We start from the raw sequence: 20,708 nt of genomic DNA on the forward strand, positions 1-20,708 counted from the left end.
TGAAGTATGAATTTGGTTAAAAGCCTAATTTTTCGCGCACCACTTTTAATTTTGCATGAGCAATTTTTCGCGCCTTTTCTTCGCCGATTTTTAGCCGGGCTTCTAATTCAGCATGATTCTCCATGTAATACGCATACAACTTCCGTGCTTCTGCAAATTTTTCGAGAATCAAAGCAAGTAATTCTTGTTTTGCATGTCCGTATCCAAAATTCCCTGCCAGGTATTTGGCGCGCAATTCTGCAACCTGAATTTCGGTGCCCAGCAAACTGTACAATTTAAATACGTTACAGGTATCCGGATTTTTAGGTTCTTCCAATGGAGTAGAGTCGGTAACAATGGTTCCGATTTGTTTTTTCAATTCCTTTTCCGGAAGAAAAACATCAATGAAATTTTTGTAGCTCTTACTCATTTTTTGTCCGTCGGTTCCGGGGACAATCATCACCCGTTCATCCACTTTTGCTTCGGGAACTACAAATGTTTCTCCCATTATGCGGTTAAACGATTCGGCGATGTCTCTCGAAATTTCCAGATGCTGTACCTGGTCTTTTCCAACAGGGATGTATTGTGCATCGTATAACACGATATCGGCAGCTTGCAAAACAGGATAAGTGAATAATCCGGCATTTACATCTGCAAGACGATCGCTTTTTTCTTTAAACGAATGGGCATTCGCCAGCATTGGAAACGGAGTAAAGCAATTCAGATACCAGGCAAGTTCGGTGACTTCGGGGATCTGACTTTGACGGTAAAATATGGTGCGTTCCGGATCCAGACCAAATGCAAGCCATGCAGCTGCAACGGCATTGGTATTGGTTTTTCGCTGCTCCCCATCTTTTAATGAGGTTAATGAATGCATGTCGGCAATGAAAATGAACGATTCATTTTTCGGATCGTTGCACAATTCAATGGCGGGCAAAATGGCGCCAAGGATGTTGCCTAAATGAGGAACTCCTGAACTTTGTATGCCGGTTAATATTCTGGCCATGGTGGTGTAGAAATAATCAGATCATTTTTAAAAACGAAACTTCTTTTGGAGTTAAAAATCTCCATTTTCCTCTGGGAAGATCTTTTTTAACTAATCCTGCAAACATTACACGATCCAGCTTAATTACTTTGTAACCGAGATGTTCAAACATACGGCGTACAATACGGTTTCTTCCGCTGTGAATCTCAACACCGATATCGCGTTTGTTGCTTGCATCACCAACGAATTGAACATCGTCTACTTTAATAAATCCGTCTTCCAGTTCAAAACCTTCCTTCAGCTTCAGCAAATCTTCGCGCGAAACATTTTGGTCGGTCATTACATGGTAAATTTTCTTGATGTTGTTTCGTGGATGCGTCAGTTTATCTGTTAGTTCTCCGTCGTTAGTAAAGAGTAATAGTCCGGTGGTATTGCGGTCTAATCTTCCAACCGGATAAATACGTTCTTTGGTCGCTTTTTCTACCAGCTCCATTACGGTTCTGCGTTTTTCCGGATCATCCACCGTGGTGATGTAATCTTTCGGTTTATTCAGTAACACGTACACCAGTTTTTCCTGCGATAAAAGTTGGTCGCCATAATGCACTTTGTCGGTCGGCATTACGCGCGTTCCTAATTCGGTTACGATTTTGCCGTTGACTTTAACCACTCCGGACTGAATCAATTCATCAGCTTCGCGGCGCGAACACACTCCGGTGTTGGCAATGAATTTATTTAAGCGGATACTTCCGTCGTCCTCTCGTTTTACGGTAGATTTTTTAGAGCGGGAAGTTTGTACCAGTTTTTTATAATCGGAAGACGATTTTTTTACGCGCTTTTTCTCATCGTCGAGTTTTTTAAAATCGAATTCTTCATCGTCTTTAAAATCCTCGTTGATATAACTTTTTTTATCTGATTTTCCGGAGAAACCGCTGAATCCGCTTTTACGTTTTTTAGAAGTTCCGTACGATTCTTCGCCGGATGTTTCTGATTTGTTTTCGAAATCATCTTCTTCTCTTTTTTTGTAACCGCGGCTTTCACTATCGTCGGATCGGCCAAAACTTTTTTTCTTGCGATCATCGAATTTGCGCGTACCGGAACGTTCATCGTCGCGTTTTCCATATTTGCGTTCGCCACCTTCAGAGGATCTTCCGTAAGAACGTTTTTCTCCACGGTCATCGTCTCTGCGTTTGCTGAATTTACGCTCACCACCTTCAGAGGATCTGCTATAAGAGCGTTTTTCTCCGCGGTCATCATCTCTGCGTTTTGAGTAGGAGCGTTCACCACCTTCAGAGGATCTGCTATAAGAGCGTTTTTCTCCGCGGTCGTCGTCTCTGCGTTTGCTGAATTTGCGTTCGCCACCTTCAGAAGATCTGCCATATGAGCGTTTTTCTCCGCGATCATCATCTCTGCGTTTGCTGAATTTACGTTCACCATCTTCAGAAGATCTGCCGTATGAGCGTTTTTCTCCACGGTCATCATCTCTTCGTTTGCTATAGGAACGTTCACCGCCTTCGGAGGATCTGCTATAGGAGCGTTTCTCTCCACGGTCGTCATCTCTGCGTTTGCTGAATTTGCGATCACCACCTTCGGAGGATCTGCCGTACGAGCGTTTTTCTCCACGGTTGTCGTCGCTTCGTTTAGAAAATTTTCGGTCTGAATTTTCGGAACTTCTGCCGTAGGATTTTTTTTCTCCCCGGTCATTATCATTTCGTTTGCTGAATTTTTTGTCGCGGTCATTGCTTCTGCCGTAACTTCCTCCTTCTGATGATGAGGATCTGGAGGATCTCTTTTCGTATCCTCTGTTGTTTTCGGAACGTCCTGCGGATCTGCGGTCGTTGCCTCTTGATGGGCGTTTCATAATATAGAACTAGTTAGGGCATAAAGGTACGCTATTTAAGCATTGCTTAAGCGAGGGGGTAAAAAGCATCGGGAATGTGTTCTAATACAGGACCTTTCGGTCCGTACCAGATTCCGATAATGTCGAAGCGGACCTCCTCTTCCGTGGGATTTTCTTCGAGGTACAGGTTGGCAGCCCGTATAATGCGTGCTTGTTTTTTGGGGTCCACAAAAGTAATCGGATCGCCAAAATCCACACTGCTTCTCGATTTTACCTCTGCAAAAACAAGCGTAGTTCCTTCCCTGGCAATGATATCGATTTCGAGATGCTGTTTTTGCCAGTTGAGGGCCAGGATTTCAAATCCCTTTTCCACCAGGTGAAACATGGCCAGTTCTTCACCTCTTTTCCCTTTATTTCTAGAGTTTTCCATTTTTCGGAACGGCTTTTGTAATGACTATATCGATTAATTTGTTTATCTTTAAAGTTAAAATCATGAGAACCAATAATCCAAGACATCATATGACAAGGTTTTTAAGCTTTTTACTGTTTGGTCTTTTCTTTATCGGCGCAGGTTCCGTAAAGGCAGGATTCGAAGGGGTGATTGAATTCACCAAAAAAACAGGAAGTACTGAAGTAAAGTACAAGTACTATATCAAAGGATCTAAAACGCGTATCGAAGATTTCGGTACCGACGGAACTTTACAAGGGGTGATGCTGATTGATGCAGCGGCCAATAAAGTGATCGGGATTTCTCCGGAGCGTAAATTGTGGATGGATATGCCCAACAATCGTCAACGTAAAGATGTAAAGTTGGATATTCAAAAAACAAATAACACAAAAGAGATTGCCGGTTATAAGGCAACGGAGTGGAAAGTAACGTGTAAAGATGATGACCGTGTTATCAGCTACTGGATGGCAGATGGTGCATTTGATTTTTTCATCCCACTTTTAAAAACCTTGAATCGTGCAGATAAACTTTCTATTTACTTTTTAAAATTAAGTGGAGCAGAAGGTTTGTTCCCTATTATGGGAGAAGAAAAAAAATCAGACGGAACCGTGATTACTACCTTAAAAACCCAATCGGTTAAAAAGCAGGCATTAGAAGAGTCATTATTCGAAATACCAAAAGGTTATTCGAAATACGATAAGTAAAAAGAAAGATCCGCTGAGAGGCGGATTTTTTTTTGAGTATTATTTGGAGAAAGAACTCTTTAGTTCGGAATGTTCTTCAATTTTCATTGTTAATCTGCCTCCCATAATTAATGTTCTGTTATCGGGAATATGTCCGCCGGGAAATCCGAAGCATACCGGATATTCATAATCGGCCACATGTTCCAGGATAATTTCTTCTGCGCTTTTCCCGAATGGAATGGCGTTATCTTTCATTTCGGTAAACCCACCGATGATGAGTCCATTTAATTGCGCCAATATGCCACTGCGTTTTAAACTTAACATCATGCGGTCGACGTGGTAGAGGTATTCGTCCAGATCTTCCAGAAACAGAATTTTTCCTTTAGCATCGGGTAATGATGCAGAACCTTGCAAGGCATACACCAGCGATAAATTGCCTCCGAATAAAATTCCTTCACTCATTCCTTTTCTATTGAGCGGATGGGATGAAAGGGTATAGGATAAATCCTTCCCTTCAATGGCATCGAGAATTGATTGTAAGGCTTCCGGTGTATTGCTTTTCATATTCACCGGCATGGTGCTGTGCAGCGACATCAGTTCATGTTGTGCTAAAAGATGATTGTGAAGCACGGTAATGTCGCTATAACCTGCAATTAGTTTTTTGGTTTTTTTTAATGAAGAAAAATCTACCAGATCCACCATCCGTAAAGTTCCATAACCACCTCGTGCGCAAACAATACAATCGATGCGGTCGTCAAGAATAAAATCCTGCAATGCTTTTGCGCGAATGGCGTCTGTTCCTGCAAATTGATGATCGCTTTCCCATAGGGACGGATGCGTAATTACCCGGTAACCCCGCTCCTGGAAAAATAAAATTCCGGCTTCAATTTCTTCGGGAGAAATTTTGCGGGCGGTTGCGGTAATACCAATGGTTTTAGACATGCATCAAATATAAATTAAAAATAAGCCCGAATTTGCACGCCTCCGGTGTGAATGGATTTATTGCTTTCTGTTTTACGGGCATTGTAGGTTAGATTCAATTGCATGTGTTTCGATAAATTCTGTTGCCAGCTGGCGGTCCAGGTGAAATTTGTTCCGGGTTTTAAAGCATCCAGCATTTCAAAACCGAGAGAGCTGGAACTGTTGCCGTTGTAAATGATGCCTACATAGTTAAATGTAGCAAGCAGACTTCCTTTGTTCACCACATTATATCGGATCTCCAACCCTATGTCATTAATCACGGCATGTTCGTTTCCATATTCTTCTTTGTTTTGTTTGTCGGAATACTTGTAAGCAATGGTCGACCTGAATTTTGTGTTGGGCTGATAACTGAATTTCGGATTTGCTTTCAGATAACTGATGCTGTAATTTCTTCCGCTTAGAAAATCAGAATTATTTCCTTTTGTTCCCTGTTCGCCCTCTACCACCAAATTGTATTCGGGGGTTATGTTCCAGCGAATTTTTACAAGATGAAAACGGTTAAATCTCGAATCGAATCCATTCGTCAATAAACTTTTTCCGCGTACATCCTGATAGGTGTGATCGATTCCGAAAACAGATCCCGTTCGGTTAATAAAAAAGGTATTTCGGAACGATGCGTTGAGCGACAATAAACTGGAGTCGGATACTTCACGCAAAAAGGGATTAAACCTGTTTCCTTCGCTTTCCGAATTGGTTTTGCGGTCCACACGATAAGCCGTTTGATTCGATAGAACAGATAATTTTTTGCGGATTCCTTTTTTATTTTTCCAGATGTTGGCGGGATTTAAATTGAGGGTTTGACTAAACTGGTTGGTGTATGTTTTTACATATTCATTGGTGGGTGTAAATGAACGGATATACGTTGCCTGATCCGGAAAGGCAGCAATCTCGAATTCATTTAATTCTTTTACTCCATTTTCATTGTAATCGATCCAGGTATATATGCCTTGTCCTGCCGGCACTTCCAGGTAAATAAATTCCTTTTTAAGTTCCTGTCCGGTTCCTATTTCATAAAAAGTAGATAACGAAACAGCATTTTTTGCCATTTTAAAATCGTATTCTATCCGTGTTAAAATGGTTTGATCGGGTTTTTGCGAAGTAAGTGTGGTGTCGATAATTTCCAATTCGCGATATCCTGCATTGATGCGTAACTGATTTTTCGGATTTTTTAATAGATCAGTTTTAATGGCATACTGCCGTGCACGGGTGGCTTTGGATAAAGAAAGGGTATCCGATATCCGGTCGCGTCGTTCGCGGTATGATGCGCCAAAGCGATTATTACTCGAATCGGCCGACTGAAGGTAAATTTCATAATCGTAAAACGAGTAACTGTTTTTAGCCAGACTATCACTCGTGCGTATGAAAAATTTATTGCTTTCCTGTTCGTCCCGAAAACCGATGGTGATGCCTTTTATGTTTTTAGACAGATTAGATTTGTGACGGTTAAATTGGGTTTTAACGGCTCCGTCTGTTTGTAATGAACTTCCCGTAAAACGAAGATCCCATCCTTTTTCCTGGTAGTTTAAAATACCATTTTGCATTTGTCCCTGAAACGACGAGCCCGAATAAAAGGTATTAAAACCATAACCTAATCTTCCGGTTTTTCCTTTTAGCACGTCGAACTTAACATCACTAATGTATTGATCACCCGTTAGGGTGCGGTTTAAAATATTCCAGTTCCGTTCAAACTCTACAGCGCGAAAACGTTCTATCTGACTGAAATTTTTACTGATGTTTTCTATACTTACTTTGGGTACAATTCGGATATCATTTTCTTTTTTTCCAATTCTTATTTCCTGTTCATATCCAATTTTAAATCCATATCCCTGATCATCGCTTTTGTTCAAATCCGAAAATGTATTGCGGTTGTAATTGGTATAAACACCCTCCACCGAAAATTTCCCTTTTTTGCCGATTTGTTGTTCTAGTCCGGCACTTACCATTTGTCGTTTTTTGGGGGAGATTAAAACCTGGACCGGATTGTGGTCGCCCCGCTGATAAATAATGCCTCCCACCGTGTCCGGCGCAACCCATTTAAAGGTTCTGCCCAGTGCTGTAAATTCCGATTGCACATAATCTCCTTTTCCGCTTCCTACAAATGCAAAATGCAGACGATATAAAGCAGAATCGGGATTCGTGGAATACACGTACACCGGATTGTATCCGAGGGAATCGGTTTTTTTATACAAAACCAAATTGTCGCTGTATCCAACGCTGTCTGCCGAAGGAAAAACAGCAAGCTGTGTACTATCGCCCACACTGTTCAGCAGAAGTTTTGCACTATCGCTGAGGTTTTGTTGCAAGGGTTGATTTTTGCTGTCCTGCTCGGAATATGCATTAACATAAATCAGCGTTTTTTCCTTGCTAAAAACATTGTTCGACTCCAGAATGGAACGCGCATAATTTTTATCGGAATACTGAAATTCGACTATAATCCTTCGGTCTTTGGTAATAAGCCGGTTGGGTGTAAAGGTAATTTCGGAGGTGTTGTAATCGATCACGTAATCGTTTTCTTGCCCGCGTTTTAATTGCTGACCATCAATGTAAACGACTTCAGTTCCGGCCAATACAATGATGAATGTTTCGTTTTCCGAACCTTTCAAGCGGTAGGGACCTTGATTTCCTTCTACACCTTGAATAACGTTTCTTGCGAATTTTCCTTTCGAAATGGCTGCACTTGTTCGCGTTTCGTAGCTGAAATTTTTAAAATCCTGTTTCGTGGAAAAGGATGCGCCTTGTCCGCGTTTCTGATAAACCATAAAATATCCTTTTGGTTTTTTCATCCAGAAATCACCGGCTATGAGCGCAGATTTTTGATCATACACTTTAATAAATACCTGATCGAAATCCTGCAATTGTTGTGTATTTCCATCGGGTTGTATGGGAATGTTATCGTCGGTTATACTGGCCAGAATACTTACGCGGTCGCTGATTTTTCCCGATAGCTGAAGGTTGAGGTTGGAGTTGACGGATAAATCCTGATTGTTCCCGAAATTTACACCGCGGGATATGCTTCCCGATTTGGACAATCCATCACTGTCGAAGAAGTCGGAATTTTTTTTCCCGGGCTGAAAAGAAAATGAATTGGGTCTGTTTTTAATATCGGGACTATTCTCCGGAAGTGATTTGTGATAATGAATGCGTGTAAGTTGTTCCGGAAAAACCCGGTAATTGATTTGAATGGAATCACCCGGTGGCAATGAAAGGAGAATATATCCGTAAAAAGGTTCTTCCCGGATCAGGCTCGGGTCAATAGTTTTTCCATTCCGGATTACTTCCACGGTACCCGGAACAATACTCAGCGTGTCGAGCCAGATCGTGTCGGTGGTACTAATCCAGTTTTTACTCCTGAAATTAGTTTGCGCTAGAGCACCTTTCACCATAAGGATGGTGATGAACAAAAGAGATATGCGCAACAATAGTTTCAGCTGTGACTAATTCGAATACAAAATAACGTTAAATCATCTTTTCTAGCATGAGCTTGTTGGCCAAGCAATAATCTTTATTTTCGTACATGGCTAAAATCATCACCTACAATGTAAACGGAATAAGAGCTGCCATTACAAAGGGCTGGCTCGATTGGTTAAAGGCAGTGGACGCCGATATTGTCTGTTTGCAGGAAATCAAAGCAACCCCCGATCAGATTGATATTCGTCCCTTCGAAGAAATGGGTTATTTTACCCATTGGCATCCGGCCGATAAAAAAGGCTATAGCGGTGTTGCCATTTTAAGCAAACTGGAGCCGGACAATGTTGAAATCGGCTGCGGAATGCCCAAATACGACCATGAAGGGCGGATTATCCGCTGCGATTTTGGCGATGTTTCGGTGATGAGCGCCTATTTTCCCAGCGGGAGTTCCGGTGATGAACGTCAGGCGTTTAAGATGGAATTTCTGGAAGATTTCCTCCCTTATGCTACCGAATTACGCAAAAAACGACCAAACCTCATTATTTCGGGCGATTACAATATTTGTCACAAAGCCATCGATATCCATAATCCGGTGAGCAATAAAAATTCATCCGGATTTCTTCCCGAAGAGCGGGAATGGGTAGATCGTTTTGTGGAAAGCGGGTTTGTGGATGCGTTCCGGGTTTTTAATCAGGAGCCCAAGCAATATACCTGGTGGAGTTTCAGGGCCAATGCCAGAGCTAAAAACCTGGGCTGGCGCATCGATTATCACATGGCCACAAAGCCATTGGAAAAGCGACTAAAGGCATCCCGAATATTACCCGAGGCCAAACATTCGGATCATTGTCCGGTTCTCCTTGAGATCGACCTTTAATTCCGTTTGTCAACTTTATTTCCCATCGTTCACTTTCTCCTTTATTTTTTAATTATTTGGCTATATTTGCCTTCGTCGCTAAAAAATACCGAACAAATGATGAAAAAGCTTATCCCTGTTCTTGCGCTATCTGCTTTGTTAGCTTCCTGTGGTGGAGGTAAAAATGGAGAAGAGATTAAAATGGTTGAAGCCAAGGGTGGAGTAGTTTACGGGGGGATCTTTAAGATCAACCAGGTAGAAGATTTCAAAAATCTGTTTCCCCTGAGCATTAACGATATCACCTCACATCACATCGCCAGCCAGATGTATCAGGGTCTTCTGAAATTCGATCAGAAAACGTTGGAAGTTGTTCCAAATATTGCTGAATCATTCGAAGCCAATCCCGATGCAACGCAGTTCACCTTTAAAATCAGAAAAGGTGTAATGTTCCACGACGATGAATGTTTCGGTGGTAAAGGCCGCGAGGTAACCGCTAATGATTTTAAATATTGCTTCGATAAAATCTGCACCGCTACCGGTGATAACAAGGTTTACTGGTTGTTTAAAGACAAAGTAAAAGGAGCCAATGAACATTACGATGCAACCATTGGCGGAAAGCCGGGTCCTGCAGGTGGTGTTTCGGGTATTAAGGTAATCGACAACAATACCCTTCAAATCGATCTTAATTTTTCATTCTCTGCTTTCCCGAAAGTGATTGCACACTCTGGTTGCTGGGTTTATCCGAAAGAAGCGTATGAAAAGTACAAGGATGATATGCGTACGAAAGTGGTAGGTACGGGTCCTTTTGTTATCAAGTCGATTAAAGACGGACAAATGGTTCTTCTTGAAAAGAATGAAAACTACTGGGAAATTGATGAACACGGAAATAAACTTCCTTATTTGCAAGGTGTAAAATTCACCTTCCACAAAGAGAAGAAAACCGAATTGATGGAATTCCGCAAGAAGAATCTGGATATGGTCTGGAAGCTTCCAGTAGAAGAAATTTCATCTGTACTTGGTTCGCAGGAAGAAGCAAAACAAGGTGGAAATATCGACTTTGAACTTCAAATGATTGATGCTTTATCCATTCAGTTTTACGCCTTCCTGAGCAATGGAGATGTATTTAAAGATAAGCGTGTACGTCAGGCATTCAACTATGCTATTGACCGTGAAAAATTAGTTACTTATACCCTTCAGGGTGAAGGAACAGCTGCTACTTATGGATTTGTTCCTCCTTTTGGTAACTATCCGGCAAGTAACGTAAAAGGATTTGCATTCGATCCGAACCTGGCACGTAAGCTGATGTCGGAAGCAGGTTATCCCAATGGAAGAGGATTCCCTAAAGTGGTATTGCAACTTAACTCCGGTGGATCAACCAATGAATTGTTGGCTGAAGCTGTACAAGGAATGTTAAAAGAAAATTTAGGGGTTGATGTCGAAATGCAAGTGATGCCTTTGAATCAACTCATCGAAAATTTCGAATCGGGTAAAGCTGATTTCTGGCGCTCTGCATGGGTGGCCGACTATCCGGATCCGGAAAACTTCCTGAACTTGTTCTACGGAAAACATGTTCCTGCTAATCCATCCGACAAATCATACATCAATTTTACCCGTTATTCAAGTCCGGTTTTCGATTCAACCTTCCAGGCTGCGCTTCGTACCGTGGATGAAAAAGAACGTTTAGAGTTGTTTGCTAAGTGCGATCAGATTATTATTGATGATGCAGTTGTTATGCCTGTTTATTACGATAACTACATTCGTCTGGTACAAACCAATGTTCGCAATTTCCCGATCAATGCCATGGAGTACAGAGATCTCTCCCGTGTGTATTTTGCATTGGATGAAAAGAAAGATAAAAAAGGAAAAAAATAATCTATCAAGAGCCGGTTCATCCGGCTCTTTTTTATTTCAGGTGATTCCAAAGTTTCTTACGCGCTATGGGTAATACGGTAGATTCCTCCGGATACATCCCCGCATCCAAATTCAGGTAATAGGCCGCCATAGCTCTTTTACCGGAATGCTCCCATAGTTTCATTTTTATACGGGATAAGCTCTCACTGAGTGATAAAAAGAAATCACCTGCAAAGGTGGTGGAGATGGATAGCGATTCGTCCTGAGTAGCCTGATATAAAGCAGAACGTTTAAATTGGAAAGCACGAATAACCCTGGCCGAACGTGGAAATAGAATGAAACCTTCTTCCGGTTTTATCGGTTCCACCCCAATGGGTTCCAGCGCTGTTTTATATTCAATTTCCAGCTCCATTTCTTGGAATTGGCGACATCTGGTATGGAGGAGGGGAATGGACCATTTGGCAATTTTTTCCAGGGTAATCAGGTATTCATCCTTCACCGGGTGATGAGCATAATCCAGTTCCCATTTAGCTGTATTTACACCTTTTAAATCGCCTTTTTCTACATCGGCTAGATCGGCCATTCCGCGTAAAAATTGGTGCAGGATTTCCTCCTTTAACTCCAGTTCATTCCGCCAGGGAAGCAGTTCTTTATTGGCAAAGGCATGGTCAACCCCTTGCAGCCAGGCCAGCAGGGTATACGATTTACCTTCAAAATCGATGGAGGGTTGAAGGAACCAATCGTGATCAAGTCCGTTCATCTTCCTGTTTTTTCTTCATAACGTTTGTTCAAAAAAAGAGTTGCCTTAAAGTGAAGAATCTTAGTTACTGGCATAATTTTGAGGGATACGGAAAGGTTGAACTTTATTAAACTCTTATGAAGACAAAAAGAATCCTGTTTATTATTTTACCACTCTTGGCACTTTACCTCAGTGCTTGCGTGCCTTCGCGCAAACTCGATGAAGCCGAAGCCAAATACAAGGCTTGCGACGCAGAACTGAAAGCATTACGCGACAGTACCCGGAAGTTTTTCGATGAACATAAAGAAATGCAAAGTGAATTAACGCGATTGAAAAAAGCGACGGATGCTTTATCGCGCGACACTTCTATTTTGGGAGCTTCCTATCGCCAGATGCGTGAGCAATACGACAAAATCAATAAGCTCAATGATGAAATCATGAAGAAACTTGAATTGCTTCAAAAAGGAAGTGAATTAGAATCTTCAAAATTATCTGCACAGCTGGAAGCCACTCGTCTTGAATTGCAAAAGAAGGAAGATGATTTAAAAATGTTCGAGCGCGAACTGAATGTGAAAAAGCAGGAACTGGATTTAAAAACCAAAGAACTTGCCGATAAAGAAAAACGCATTCGTGAACTGGAAGATGTGCTTGCTCGTCAGGAAGCCGCTTCGAAAGCGCTGAAAGAAAAAGTAGCCAATGCATTGCTTGCGTTTAAAGATAAAGGCTTAACAGTGGAGCAGAAAAACGGCCGCGTTTATGTTTCCATGGAAGCGAAATTGCTTTTTGCATCCGGTAGTTATAAAGTGGACCAGGAAGGTAAAGAAGCATTGATTAAACTCGCAAAAATTCTGGAAGACCAAAAGGATATTGAAGTACAGGTAGAGGGTCATACCGACACCGATAAACTTAATTCTCCAAATGTACCGCGCGACAATTGGGAACTATCCGTATTGCGTGCCACCTCGGTTGTAAAACTCATGATGGAGAACTCTAAAATGGATCCAAAACGAATTACCGCTGCGGGAAGAAGTGAATTTTTGCCTGTTGATCCTAATGATAAATCGAAAAACAGAAGGATTGAAATTATTCTGATTCCAAATTTGGATGAGTTGTATAAAGCGATTCAGAATTAATGAAAAATAATAAGCAATAAAAAAGGGGGCCTAAGCCCCCTTTTTTTATGTAGTGAAATAATTATTTCACCAATGTCATTTCATCGATCAGATGTTTCGCACCGGCATATTTATCAATAATAAATAATACATAGCGAACATCTACAGAGATGGTACGTTGTAAGTTCGGTTCAAATGCGATATCGCCCGACATTGCTTCCCAGTTTCCGTCGAAAGCAACACCGATTAATTCGCCGTTACCGTTAATTACCGGACTACCCGAGTTTCCTCCGGTGATGTCGGTATTCGAAAGGAACGCAACTTTCATTACACCGTTCTCTCCATATTGACCATAATCTTTGTTTTTCCAAAGCTCTTTCAATTTCGCAGGAACGATAAACTCATCGTTGTTAGGGTCTTCTTTTTCAATAATACCATCCAGGGTAGTGAAGTACGAATAGCTCACTGCATCCTGAGGAACATAAGCCAGAACTTGTCCATAGGTTAAACGCATGGTGAAATTCGCATTCGGATAGAATTTTTTATCCGTCATCATTTTGCGAATACCTTCAACATATAAACGAGTAGCTTCTGTGAGTTTGTTGGTTGCTTCGGCAGATTGTGCACTAAAGGTTCTGTAAACGGTAATGAAATCCATCATTAATTTGAATCCGAGGTCTGCTTCAAGTTTTTTCAGATCAGGTTTTTTCAAATAAGCATCTAAGCGTGCTTTATCGGTGAATACAGATTTAGCATAATAAGCGCTTACCCATTTTTGGAAATCCCCTTTCGATTTTTTGTGAATTTCGGTAAGGAATTTCGGATGGTATTCAGCAGGAATATCTGTGTAGTACATTTTCATCATGGCAGCCATGAGGTTGATGTCGGTAGACGCGTTGTGGTTTTTGAAATAATCTTCAACTTCCGGACGAACACTTTCTACAACGGCATTTAACTGCTCAGGAGCGATATCCGGATTTTTCAATGCGCCATAGAGCGGGAATAATTTGAGGAAAAGCATATTGATTTCCATTCCGAAAACACACTCATTGAAGTAAACATCCGGAAGAATTACTTTATCGAGTTCCTTATAGGCAGTTTCCATATCGGAAATCACATTAGCATAACGTGTCTTGCGGTTAGCATCGGCATTGATCCATTGTACAAATGCCTCTTCTTCAGCTTTTTTCTTTTCGTATACTTTCAGGCGTTTTAATCCACGGGTCTGACCAATGAAGTACTTCCAGTAGTTCGAAATCTGAGCGTAATGAGAAGCGTATTGAATACGGATTTTGTCGCTTTGATCCATGTCTTTTTTCATGATCTCAAGGCGGGTTCCACGCAGCTTCACACGAGCAGGCTGCTCAATGTCGATCGCCTGTTTTACTCCATACGAAGTAAGGAAACGATCTGTGCTTCCTGGATAACCCATAATCATGGCAAAATCATTTTGCTGAACACCTTTTAGTGAAATGGGTAAATGGTGACGAGGCTTCAGCGGAACATTGTTGGGTGAGTATTCTGCCGGTTTTCCATCGGGACTCATATAAACTCGGAGAAGAGAGAAGTCACCGGTGTGACGAGGCCACATCCAGTTGTCGGTATCTCCACCGAATTTTCCGATGGAACTTGGAGGAGCTCCTACTAAACGAACATCCTTATAAGTTTCGTAAATGAACAAGTAGTATTCATTACCGTCGAAAAACGATTTTAATTCAGAGATATAGTGCGTACCCTTGGTAGCATTCGCTCTGATTTCATCACTTTTCTTTTTGATGATATCCTGACGAGCTTGTCCGCTAGTGTTTCCGGCAGCAGTCATGATTTGTTCAGTAACATCTTCCATGCGAACCAGGAAGTTTACATATAGACCAGGAACATTCAATTCTTCCGATTTTTTCATAGCCCAAAAACCATCTGTCAGGTAATCGTGCTCTACCGTAGAAAAGGTTTGCACTGCATCATAAGCACAGTGGTGGTTGGTCAATAATAAACCTTCATTGGAAATCACTTCTGCAGTACAAAAACCGCCAAGTGAAACCACGGCGTCTTTTAATCCGGGTTTATTGATGTTGTAAATATCTTCTGCAGTAAGTTTAAAACCTTTCTTCTGCATATCTTCCTGATTCATCTTTTTCAGATGCATCAGCAGCCACATTCCTTCATCGGCATGAGCTGTCGCCGCGGTTAAGAGGGCTGCGACAAATACAAGGATCTTTTTCATTTTAATTTTTGTTGGGAAGCGAATATAGCCACTAAAGCCGTTTTTAGTCCAAAAATTTCGATAAGTGGCAAAAAAGCGAGATAAATCATGTTTTTTGGAGGAATAGGGACAAAAAAAGGGGGCAACCGCCCCCTTTTTCTTTGTGTAATATGCTTTATTTAACCCCTTCTTCGTTAACGGTAATCCCGTTTTTACCGGTTGGTTTAATGCCTCCCGCTTTTTCCTTTTTCTTAGCCTCCTCTTCAGCAGCTTTTTTCTTGGCTTCTTCTTCGGCTTTTTTCTTTGCGGCCGCTTCTTCAGCTTTCTTCTTAGCAGCTTCCTGTTGCGCTTTTTGTTGTGCTTCTTGTTGCGCTTTCTGCTGCGCTTCTTGTTGGGCCTTGCGTTGTGCTTCTTCCTGTGCTTTACGTTGCGCTTCCTGGTTCGCTTTGTTTTGTGCATCCTGGTTCGCCTTACGCTGTGCTTCTTCCTGCGCTTTACGTTGTGCTTCTTCCTGAGCTTTGCGTTGTGCTTCTTCCTGCGCTTTACGTTGTGCTTCCTGGTTATCCTGACGCGCTTTTAAACCAGCTTCACATTGAGCGATTTTTTCGCGTGGATAAGATTCATTCGGCTTGTAGCTAAGGGCTTTTTCGTATTGTTTTTTCGCAATTACAAATTTCCCTTCGTTATAGGCTTTATCACCTTCGGTGATGGCATCGTTATACGCTTTGTTCGGATCGATGGATTGACCACCCTGCTGAACGTTGTTGTTTCCGCCGGACTGTGTGTTTTTGTTGTTTCCATGATCGTCATCATCGTTGTTATGATTACCGTTATTTCCGTTGCCGCTATTGCCATTATTTCCATTCCCATTATTCCCGTTTCCGTTGTTGCCGTTGCCCTGATTGTTAACGCATGATCCGAGATAATCTCCATGATCAAGATGCGCTTGCAAGGCACTTAAAGGAATGTTAATGGTTTGCGGATTATTGGTGTTTCCGGGAGGAAGGTGACAAATAGTAACGGTGCTGTCTTCAACAACATTGTTATTACCATGGTCATCGTCGTCATCGTCATTGTGATTTCCGTTGTTGCCATTGTTTCCATTGTTATGATCATCATCGTCATCATGATCTCCATTGTTGTTATGGTCGTCATCATCTTCGTGGTGACCATTACCATTATTTTGGTTGTTGGTCGGACATGCACCCAACGCATCACCATGTGCCTGGTGAGCAGCCCATGCGCTTAATGGGATAGTGATGGTTTGCGGGTTGTTCGGGTTGCCCGGAGGGATGTGACAAATGGTGATGGTGCTATCGGAATTGTTATTACCATTTTCGTTGTTGCCATTTCCATTGTTGCCGTTATTTCCATTCCCGTTATTTTGGGTGTTGGTCGGACAAGCACCTAATACATCACCATGTGCCTGGTGGGCAGCCCATGCGCTTAATGGAATAGTAATGGTTTGCGGGTTGTTCGGATTACCCGGAGGGATGTGACAAATGGTGATGGTGCTATCGGAATTGTTATTACCATTTCCGTTATTGCCATTGTTACCATTATTTCCATTATTACCGTTGCCATTGTTATTTACAGGAGGCGTATACGTTACGGTAAAGTTTTTATATGCATTACCGCAATCGCCGCGAACTGCAATCTGAATGGTATTGCTTCCTTGTGGTAACGTCATGGCACAAGAAATACCTGGATTTCCTGTATAAGTACAAACTGCAAGTGAATTCAGATTTACCGTAATCACATTGTTTGTTCCACCAATTACATTCGCAATCACAGTAAAATTAGGATCACTTACGGTGATGTTCTGGCTGGTTGGATTAACCATGTTAATGGTAGGAGCAGTACAAGGTTGCGATGTGATGTTGATGGTTTTGGTATCGCTTCCGCAAGGACCATTTACACTAACAACAATGGTGTTTGCACCTTGAGTCAGAGAAACGGATCCGCTGAATATTCCACCACTGTATGAAACATTAACCGGGTTACCATTAATGGTAGCGCTTAAAGTTGTGCCGTTGAAATTACTTACCATACCGGTTAAACCTAATGAAGTTGCCGTAGTGGTATTACCGTTTTGGTTGATCTGATCGAGTGTAATTTCTGGTGCAAGACAAGGTGTGTAGATAATGGTAAAGCTTTCGCTGTCGTTACCGCAAGAGCCGCTTACCGATACGGTAATGTTATTGGTACCTGCATTTAAATTCAGTCCCGCAGTTATAGAACTGCCATCGAAATTAGAAGCAACAGTGCTTCCGTTTAATGTAACGGTTGCAGTGGTGTTGTTTCCGTTTTGAACCATGGCAGCAAGGTTGAAGTTCGCTGCGCTAACATTGGTAGAATTTCCTGATGGTTGGCTCATGATAATTTGCGGAGCAAGACAAGGCTGATAAGTGATCGTGGTTTGATCCGTTGCTTGTCCGTCATTATTGGTACCGGTAATTACAATCGTATTTAAACCTGCGTTTAATGTAATGCTTGCGCTAAACTGGTCTGTATTCGGATCGTAGGTAAAGTTGCTGTTCGCATTTCCATTCACCATGAACGATACATTCGATGAGCTGCTCACATTGGTGATTACTGCTGTAACGTTTGTTGTAGCATTAGCCGTAACTGTTCCATTTTGTGGTGCAGTGATGTTTACTGTTGGAGGAACAAGCGGACGATTATACGTAATGCTGATGTTATCGCTTGCATTTCCACAATTACTTCCGGCGCTGATTTCAACAAAGTTACTTCCGTCGATCAATGTAATTGATGCAGATACTTGTCCGTTGTTAAACGTGAATGGAACACTGTTACCATTCAATTTTACGGTGATTGCATTTTGATTGGTGACATTCGTAACTGTTGCAGTAACTGTTGCTGATGAATTGCTTACTGTAGAATTCGCAGCAGGAGAAGTGATGCTAACCGTTGGGGGATTACATGGAGCTACATACTGATAGATGATGGTATGTGATTCAGAATCTGTTCCATCTGCATTTGTTCCGATGATTTCAATGGTGTTTGTTCCGGCAACCAATGTAATGTTGGCTCCAAATACATCGCTGGTTGCATTATAGGTAAATGCAGTACTGGTAACACCGTTTACTTTAAAGGTGATATCTGATGCACCGTTTACATATTGAACGGTTGCTGCAATAGCAATATTTGCCGTTTGTGAAGTGTAAGGGTCAGTAGCAGGTGATGTAATGGTTACAACCGGTGGTTGTAAAGGACGGTTGTAATTAATGGTGAAGTTGGCTACTTCGGTTCCGCAATTGTTCGTTGAAGAAACTTCGAAGGTATTGGAACCATCAACCAATGTAACTGCAGCAGTTAATACATGTGTAGTTGCATTGTAATTGAATGGTTTGTTTACACCATTTTGTTTTACAGAAATCTGTGCTTGTGTTGCATTTAATACGGCTGCCTGTAAAGTGTAGTTTGCACTGCTAACCGTTTCTGAAGTGGTGGCAGGTGCTACCATTGTAATTACAGGATTGTTACAAGGAGCTACAACAGGTTGGTAGATAATCGTTGTGCTTTGCGAATCGCTTCCGTCGGTATTTACCGCAGAAATAGTGAACACATTATTTCCTTGTGCCAGCGTAACCGAACTGGAGAAAATATCTGTATTCGGATCGTAGGTAAAGTTGGTAGAATTAACTCCGTTAATGGTGTAAGTTACATTCGACGCTCCTGTGATATTCAGAATTTTTGCCGTAATGGTATAATTAGCTACCGTACTGGTGTAAGGATTTTGTCCTGGATTAAGAATAGTAACTACAGGAGGTAATAGCGGACGATTATAAGTTACACTTATCGCTGAAGTGGATGTTCCGCAATTGTTGAGTGCAATAATTTCAACGGTGTTGCTTGGATTCACCAGGGTGATGTTTCCAATAAAGCTGCCATTTGCTGAATTGAATGTAAATGGCAACGCTTGTCCGTTTAATTTAAAGGTGATGTTATTGGCGCTGGTCACATTTAAAATGGTAGCCGTTACTGCCAATGAACTTGTTCCGGTGGTGTAAGTGGTTCCGGATGGGTTGGTCATTACAATTACCGGTTGTTGACATGGAGGAGCAACAGGTTGATACATGATCACTGTGCTTTTCGAATCGCTACCGTCGTTGTTTGTACCTGTAATCTCTACTGTATTTGCTCCGGTAACCAGGTTAATGTTGGCGCTAAACTGTGTGCTTTGCGGATTAAATGTAAATGCGGTAGAAGGCACACCATTCACCTTAAAGGTGATGTTGGATGCAGCTGCTACATGTTGCACAGTTGCGTTGATGGTGGTGCTGGACGTGGTGGATGTATACGGATTGCTGGATGGGTTGGTAATGGTAACCACCGGTGGCACCAATGGAGCTTGGTAGTAAATCAATACCGATTGTGTAGCCATTCCGCAATTGTTGGTCGCTTTTAATTCAACCGTATTGCTGGCACCGCTTAAAGCTAAGGTTGCGTTTACCGTTCCGCTGTTCGGATCGAATGTAAATGGATAACTGTTCCCGTTTAATTTAAATGTAATCGCACTTTGGTTGCTGATGTTTTGTACGATTGCAGTAAACGGTAAATTGGAAAGTGAAGTCTGGAAGTTGATACTTGCAGGTTGAATCAGTGTAATGGTTGGTGCATTACAAGGAATCGAGTAATTAATGGTTTGCGATTCACTTGCCGTTCCGTAATTGTTGCTTGCCGAAATTTCGTACACATTCGATCCTGGATTTAATGTTACGTTGGCAAGGAAAACATGCGTGCTGATATTATAGCTAAAGTTGCTGCTGGGAACACCATTAATTTTAAATGTAATTTGATTTGCAGCCGTCACATTCAATACCGAAGCAACAATAGAAGCATTCGGATTGGTGGTAGCATATGGATCAACAGAAGGGTTGGTGATGGTAACCACAGGAGGAACACCTGTTGTGTTTTTCTGGTAGATGATGGTTGTGCTGGCAACATCGGTACCTACCTGATTGGTTCCGGTAATCTGCACCACATTTGAACCTTGCAATAAGGTAGCCGTAAAGCTTACCACTTTTGTGTTGGTATTGTAAGTGAAATTATTTACCGGATTGCCATTTAGTTTTACGGTAATGTTACTTTGACCCGCAACATTCAATACAGTAGCTTTTACAAGTTTAGTATTGGTAGTGGTGGTGTAAGGATTTACTGCAGGATCGGTAAAGGTAACTACCGGTGGTAATGCAGTTTGCTTAACGTAAATAATGGTGGTGGCTTTAATGTCGGTACCCGCGCTATTGGTGGCTTTAATTTCAAATGTATTTGCACCGTCAATCAGCGATGAAACGATGTTCATCACCTTCGTGGTGGTGTTATAGGTAAAATTAGAGCTGAGCTGACCATTAATTTTCAACGTAATGTCGGCCGCAGAATTTACATTTAACACAGTAGCATCTACGCTGGCAGAGTTAACGTAAACGGTGTATGGATTTAAAGTAGGATTGGTAATGGTTACAACCGGAGGCTGAACAACCTGTACCGGCTGGTAATTGATTACAACACTTTTCTGATCCTGACCCGCATTGTTCACCGCTTTAATTTCGATGGTGTTGGGACCAGGATTTAAACTGATCACACTTGAGAATGCACGGGTAGA

At 41.8% G+C, this 20,708-nt stretch carries 12 protein-coding genes; 4 read left to right on the top strand and 8 right to left on the bottom strand.

From position 1 onward, the window contains the following. Positions 1–16: 16 nt before the first annotated feature. From trpS to K1X56_08505, 3 genes are read right to left on the bottom strand one after another with little or no spacing between them, the layout of a single operon-like run. On the bottom strand, positions 17–985 hold the full coding sequence (gene trpS, locus K1X56_08495) for a tryptophan--tRNA ligase (protein ID MBX7094745.1): 969 nt from the start codon (positions 983–985) through the stop codon (positions 17–19). Positions 986–1,001: 16 nt separating this feature from the next. After that, positions 1,002–2,822, bottom strand: a complete 1,821-nt coding sequence (locus K1X56_08500) for a pseudouridine synthase (GenBank protein MBX7094746.1) — start codon at positions 2,820–2,822, stop codon at positions 1,002–1,004. A gap of 46 nt (positions 2,823–2,868) precedes the next feature. Then, positions 2,869–3,231: a YraN family protein gene (locus tag K1X56_08505; GenBank protein ID MBX7094747.1), complete on the bottom strand. Its 363-nt coding sequence runs from the start codon at positions 3,229–3,231 to the stop codon at positions 2,869–2,871. A gap of 89 nt (positions 3,232–3,320) precedes the next feature. Between K1X56_08505 and K1X56_08510 the strand changes: the two genes are divergently transcribed. Beyond that, positions 3,321–3,953 (top strand): DUF4412 domain-containing protein, encoded by a 633-nt coding sequence (locus K1X56_08510; GenBank protein ID MBX7094748.1) that lies wholly within the window; start codon positions 3,321–3,323, stop codon positions 3,951–3,953. A 39-nt stretch (positions 3,954–3,992) separates the two neighbouring features. On the opposite strand, the gene K1X56_08515 is transcribed toward K1X56_08510, so the two are convergent. Both K1X56_08515 and K1X56_08520 read right to left on the bottom strand, forming a co-directional pair. After that, positions 3,993–4,874 carry an LD-carboxypeptidase gene (locus tag K1X56_08515; GenBank protein MBX7094749.1) on the bottom strand — a complete coding sequence of 294 codons (882 nt, stop codon included), beginning with the start codon at positions 4,872–4,874 and terminating at the stop codon, positions 3,993–3,995. A gap of 14 nt (positions 4,875–4,888) precedes the next feature. Beyond that, complete coding sequence (locus tag K1X56_08520; GenBank protein ID MBX7094750.1) at positions 4,889–8,296, bottom strand: hypothetical protein; 3,408 nt, start codon at positions 8,294–8,296, stop codon at positions 4,889–4,891. Positions 8,297–8,427: 131 nt separating this feature from the next. Between K1X56_08520 and xth the strand changes: the two genes are divergently transcribed. Both xth and K1X56_08530 read left to right on the top strand, forming a co-directional pair. Next, positions 8,428–9,195: an exodeoxyribonuclease III gene (xth, locus tag K1X56_08525; protein MBX7094751.1), complete on the top strand. Its 768-nt coding sequence runs from the start codon at positions 8,428–8,430 to the stop codon at positions 9,193–9,195. Between the two features lie 96 nt (positions 9,196–9,291). Further along, positions 9,292–11,046, top strand: coding sequence for an ABC transporter substrate-binding protein (locus tag K1X56_08530; protein ID MBX7094752.1), 1,755 nt, complete (start codon positions 9,292–9,294; stop codon positions 11,044–11,046). A 31-nt stretch (positions 11,047–11,077) separates the two neighbouring features. Here the strand turns inward: K1X56_08530 and K1X56_08535 are convergent, their stop codons facing one another. Then, on the bottom strand, positions 11,078–11,785 hold the full coding sequence (locus K1X56_08535) for a hypothetical protein (protein ID MBX7094753.1): 708 nt from the start codon (positions 11,783–11,785) through the stop codon (positions 11,078–11,080). Between the two features lie 116 nt (positions 11,786–11,901). On the opposite strand from K1X56_08535, the gene K1X56_08540 reads away from it, so the two are divergent. Further along, positions 11,902–12,897, top strand: coding sequence for an OmpA family protein (locus K1X56_08540; protein MBX7094754.1), 996 nt, complete (start codon positions 11,902–11,904; stop codon positions 12,895–12,897). Between the two features lie 61 nt (positions 12,898–12,958). Here the strand turns inward: K1X56_08540 and K1X56_08545 are convergent, their stop codons facing one another. Together K1X56_08545 and K1X56_08550 are read right to left on the bottom strand one after the other, a co-directional pair. After that, positions 12,959–15,100 (bottom strand): S46 family peptidase, encoded by a 2,142-nt coding sequence (locus K1X56_08545; GenBank protein MBX7094755.1) that lies wholly within the window; start codon positions 15,098–15,100, stop codon positions 12,959–12,961. 154 nt (positions 15,101–15,254) lie between these two features. Next, a complete protein-coding gene (locus K1X56_08550; GenBank protein ID MBX7094756.1) occupies positions 15,255–20,687 on the bottom strand; it encodes a cell envelope integrity protein TolA in 5,433 nt (1,810 codons plus the stop codon). Between the last annotated feature and the right edge of the window lie 21 nt (positions 20,688–20,708).

This window comes from Flavobacteriales bacterium (assembly GCA_019694795.1).
Classification (GTDB): domain Bacteria; phylum Bacteroidota; class Bacteroidia; order Flavobacteriales_D; family UBA2798; genus UBA2798.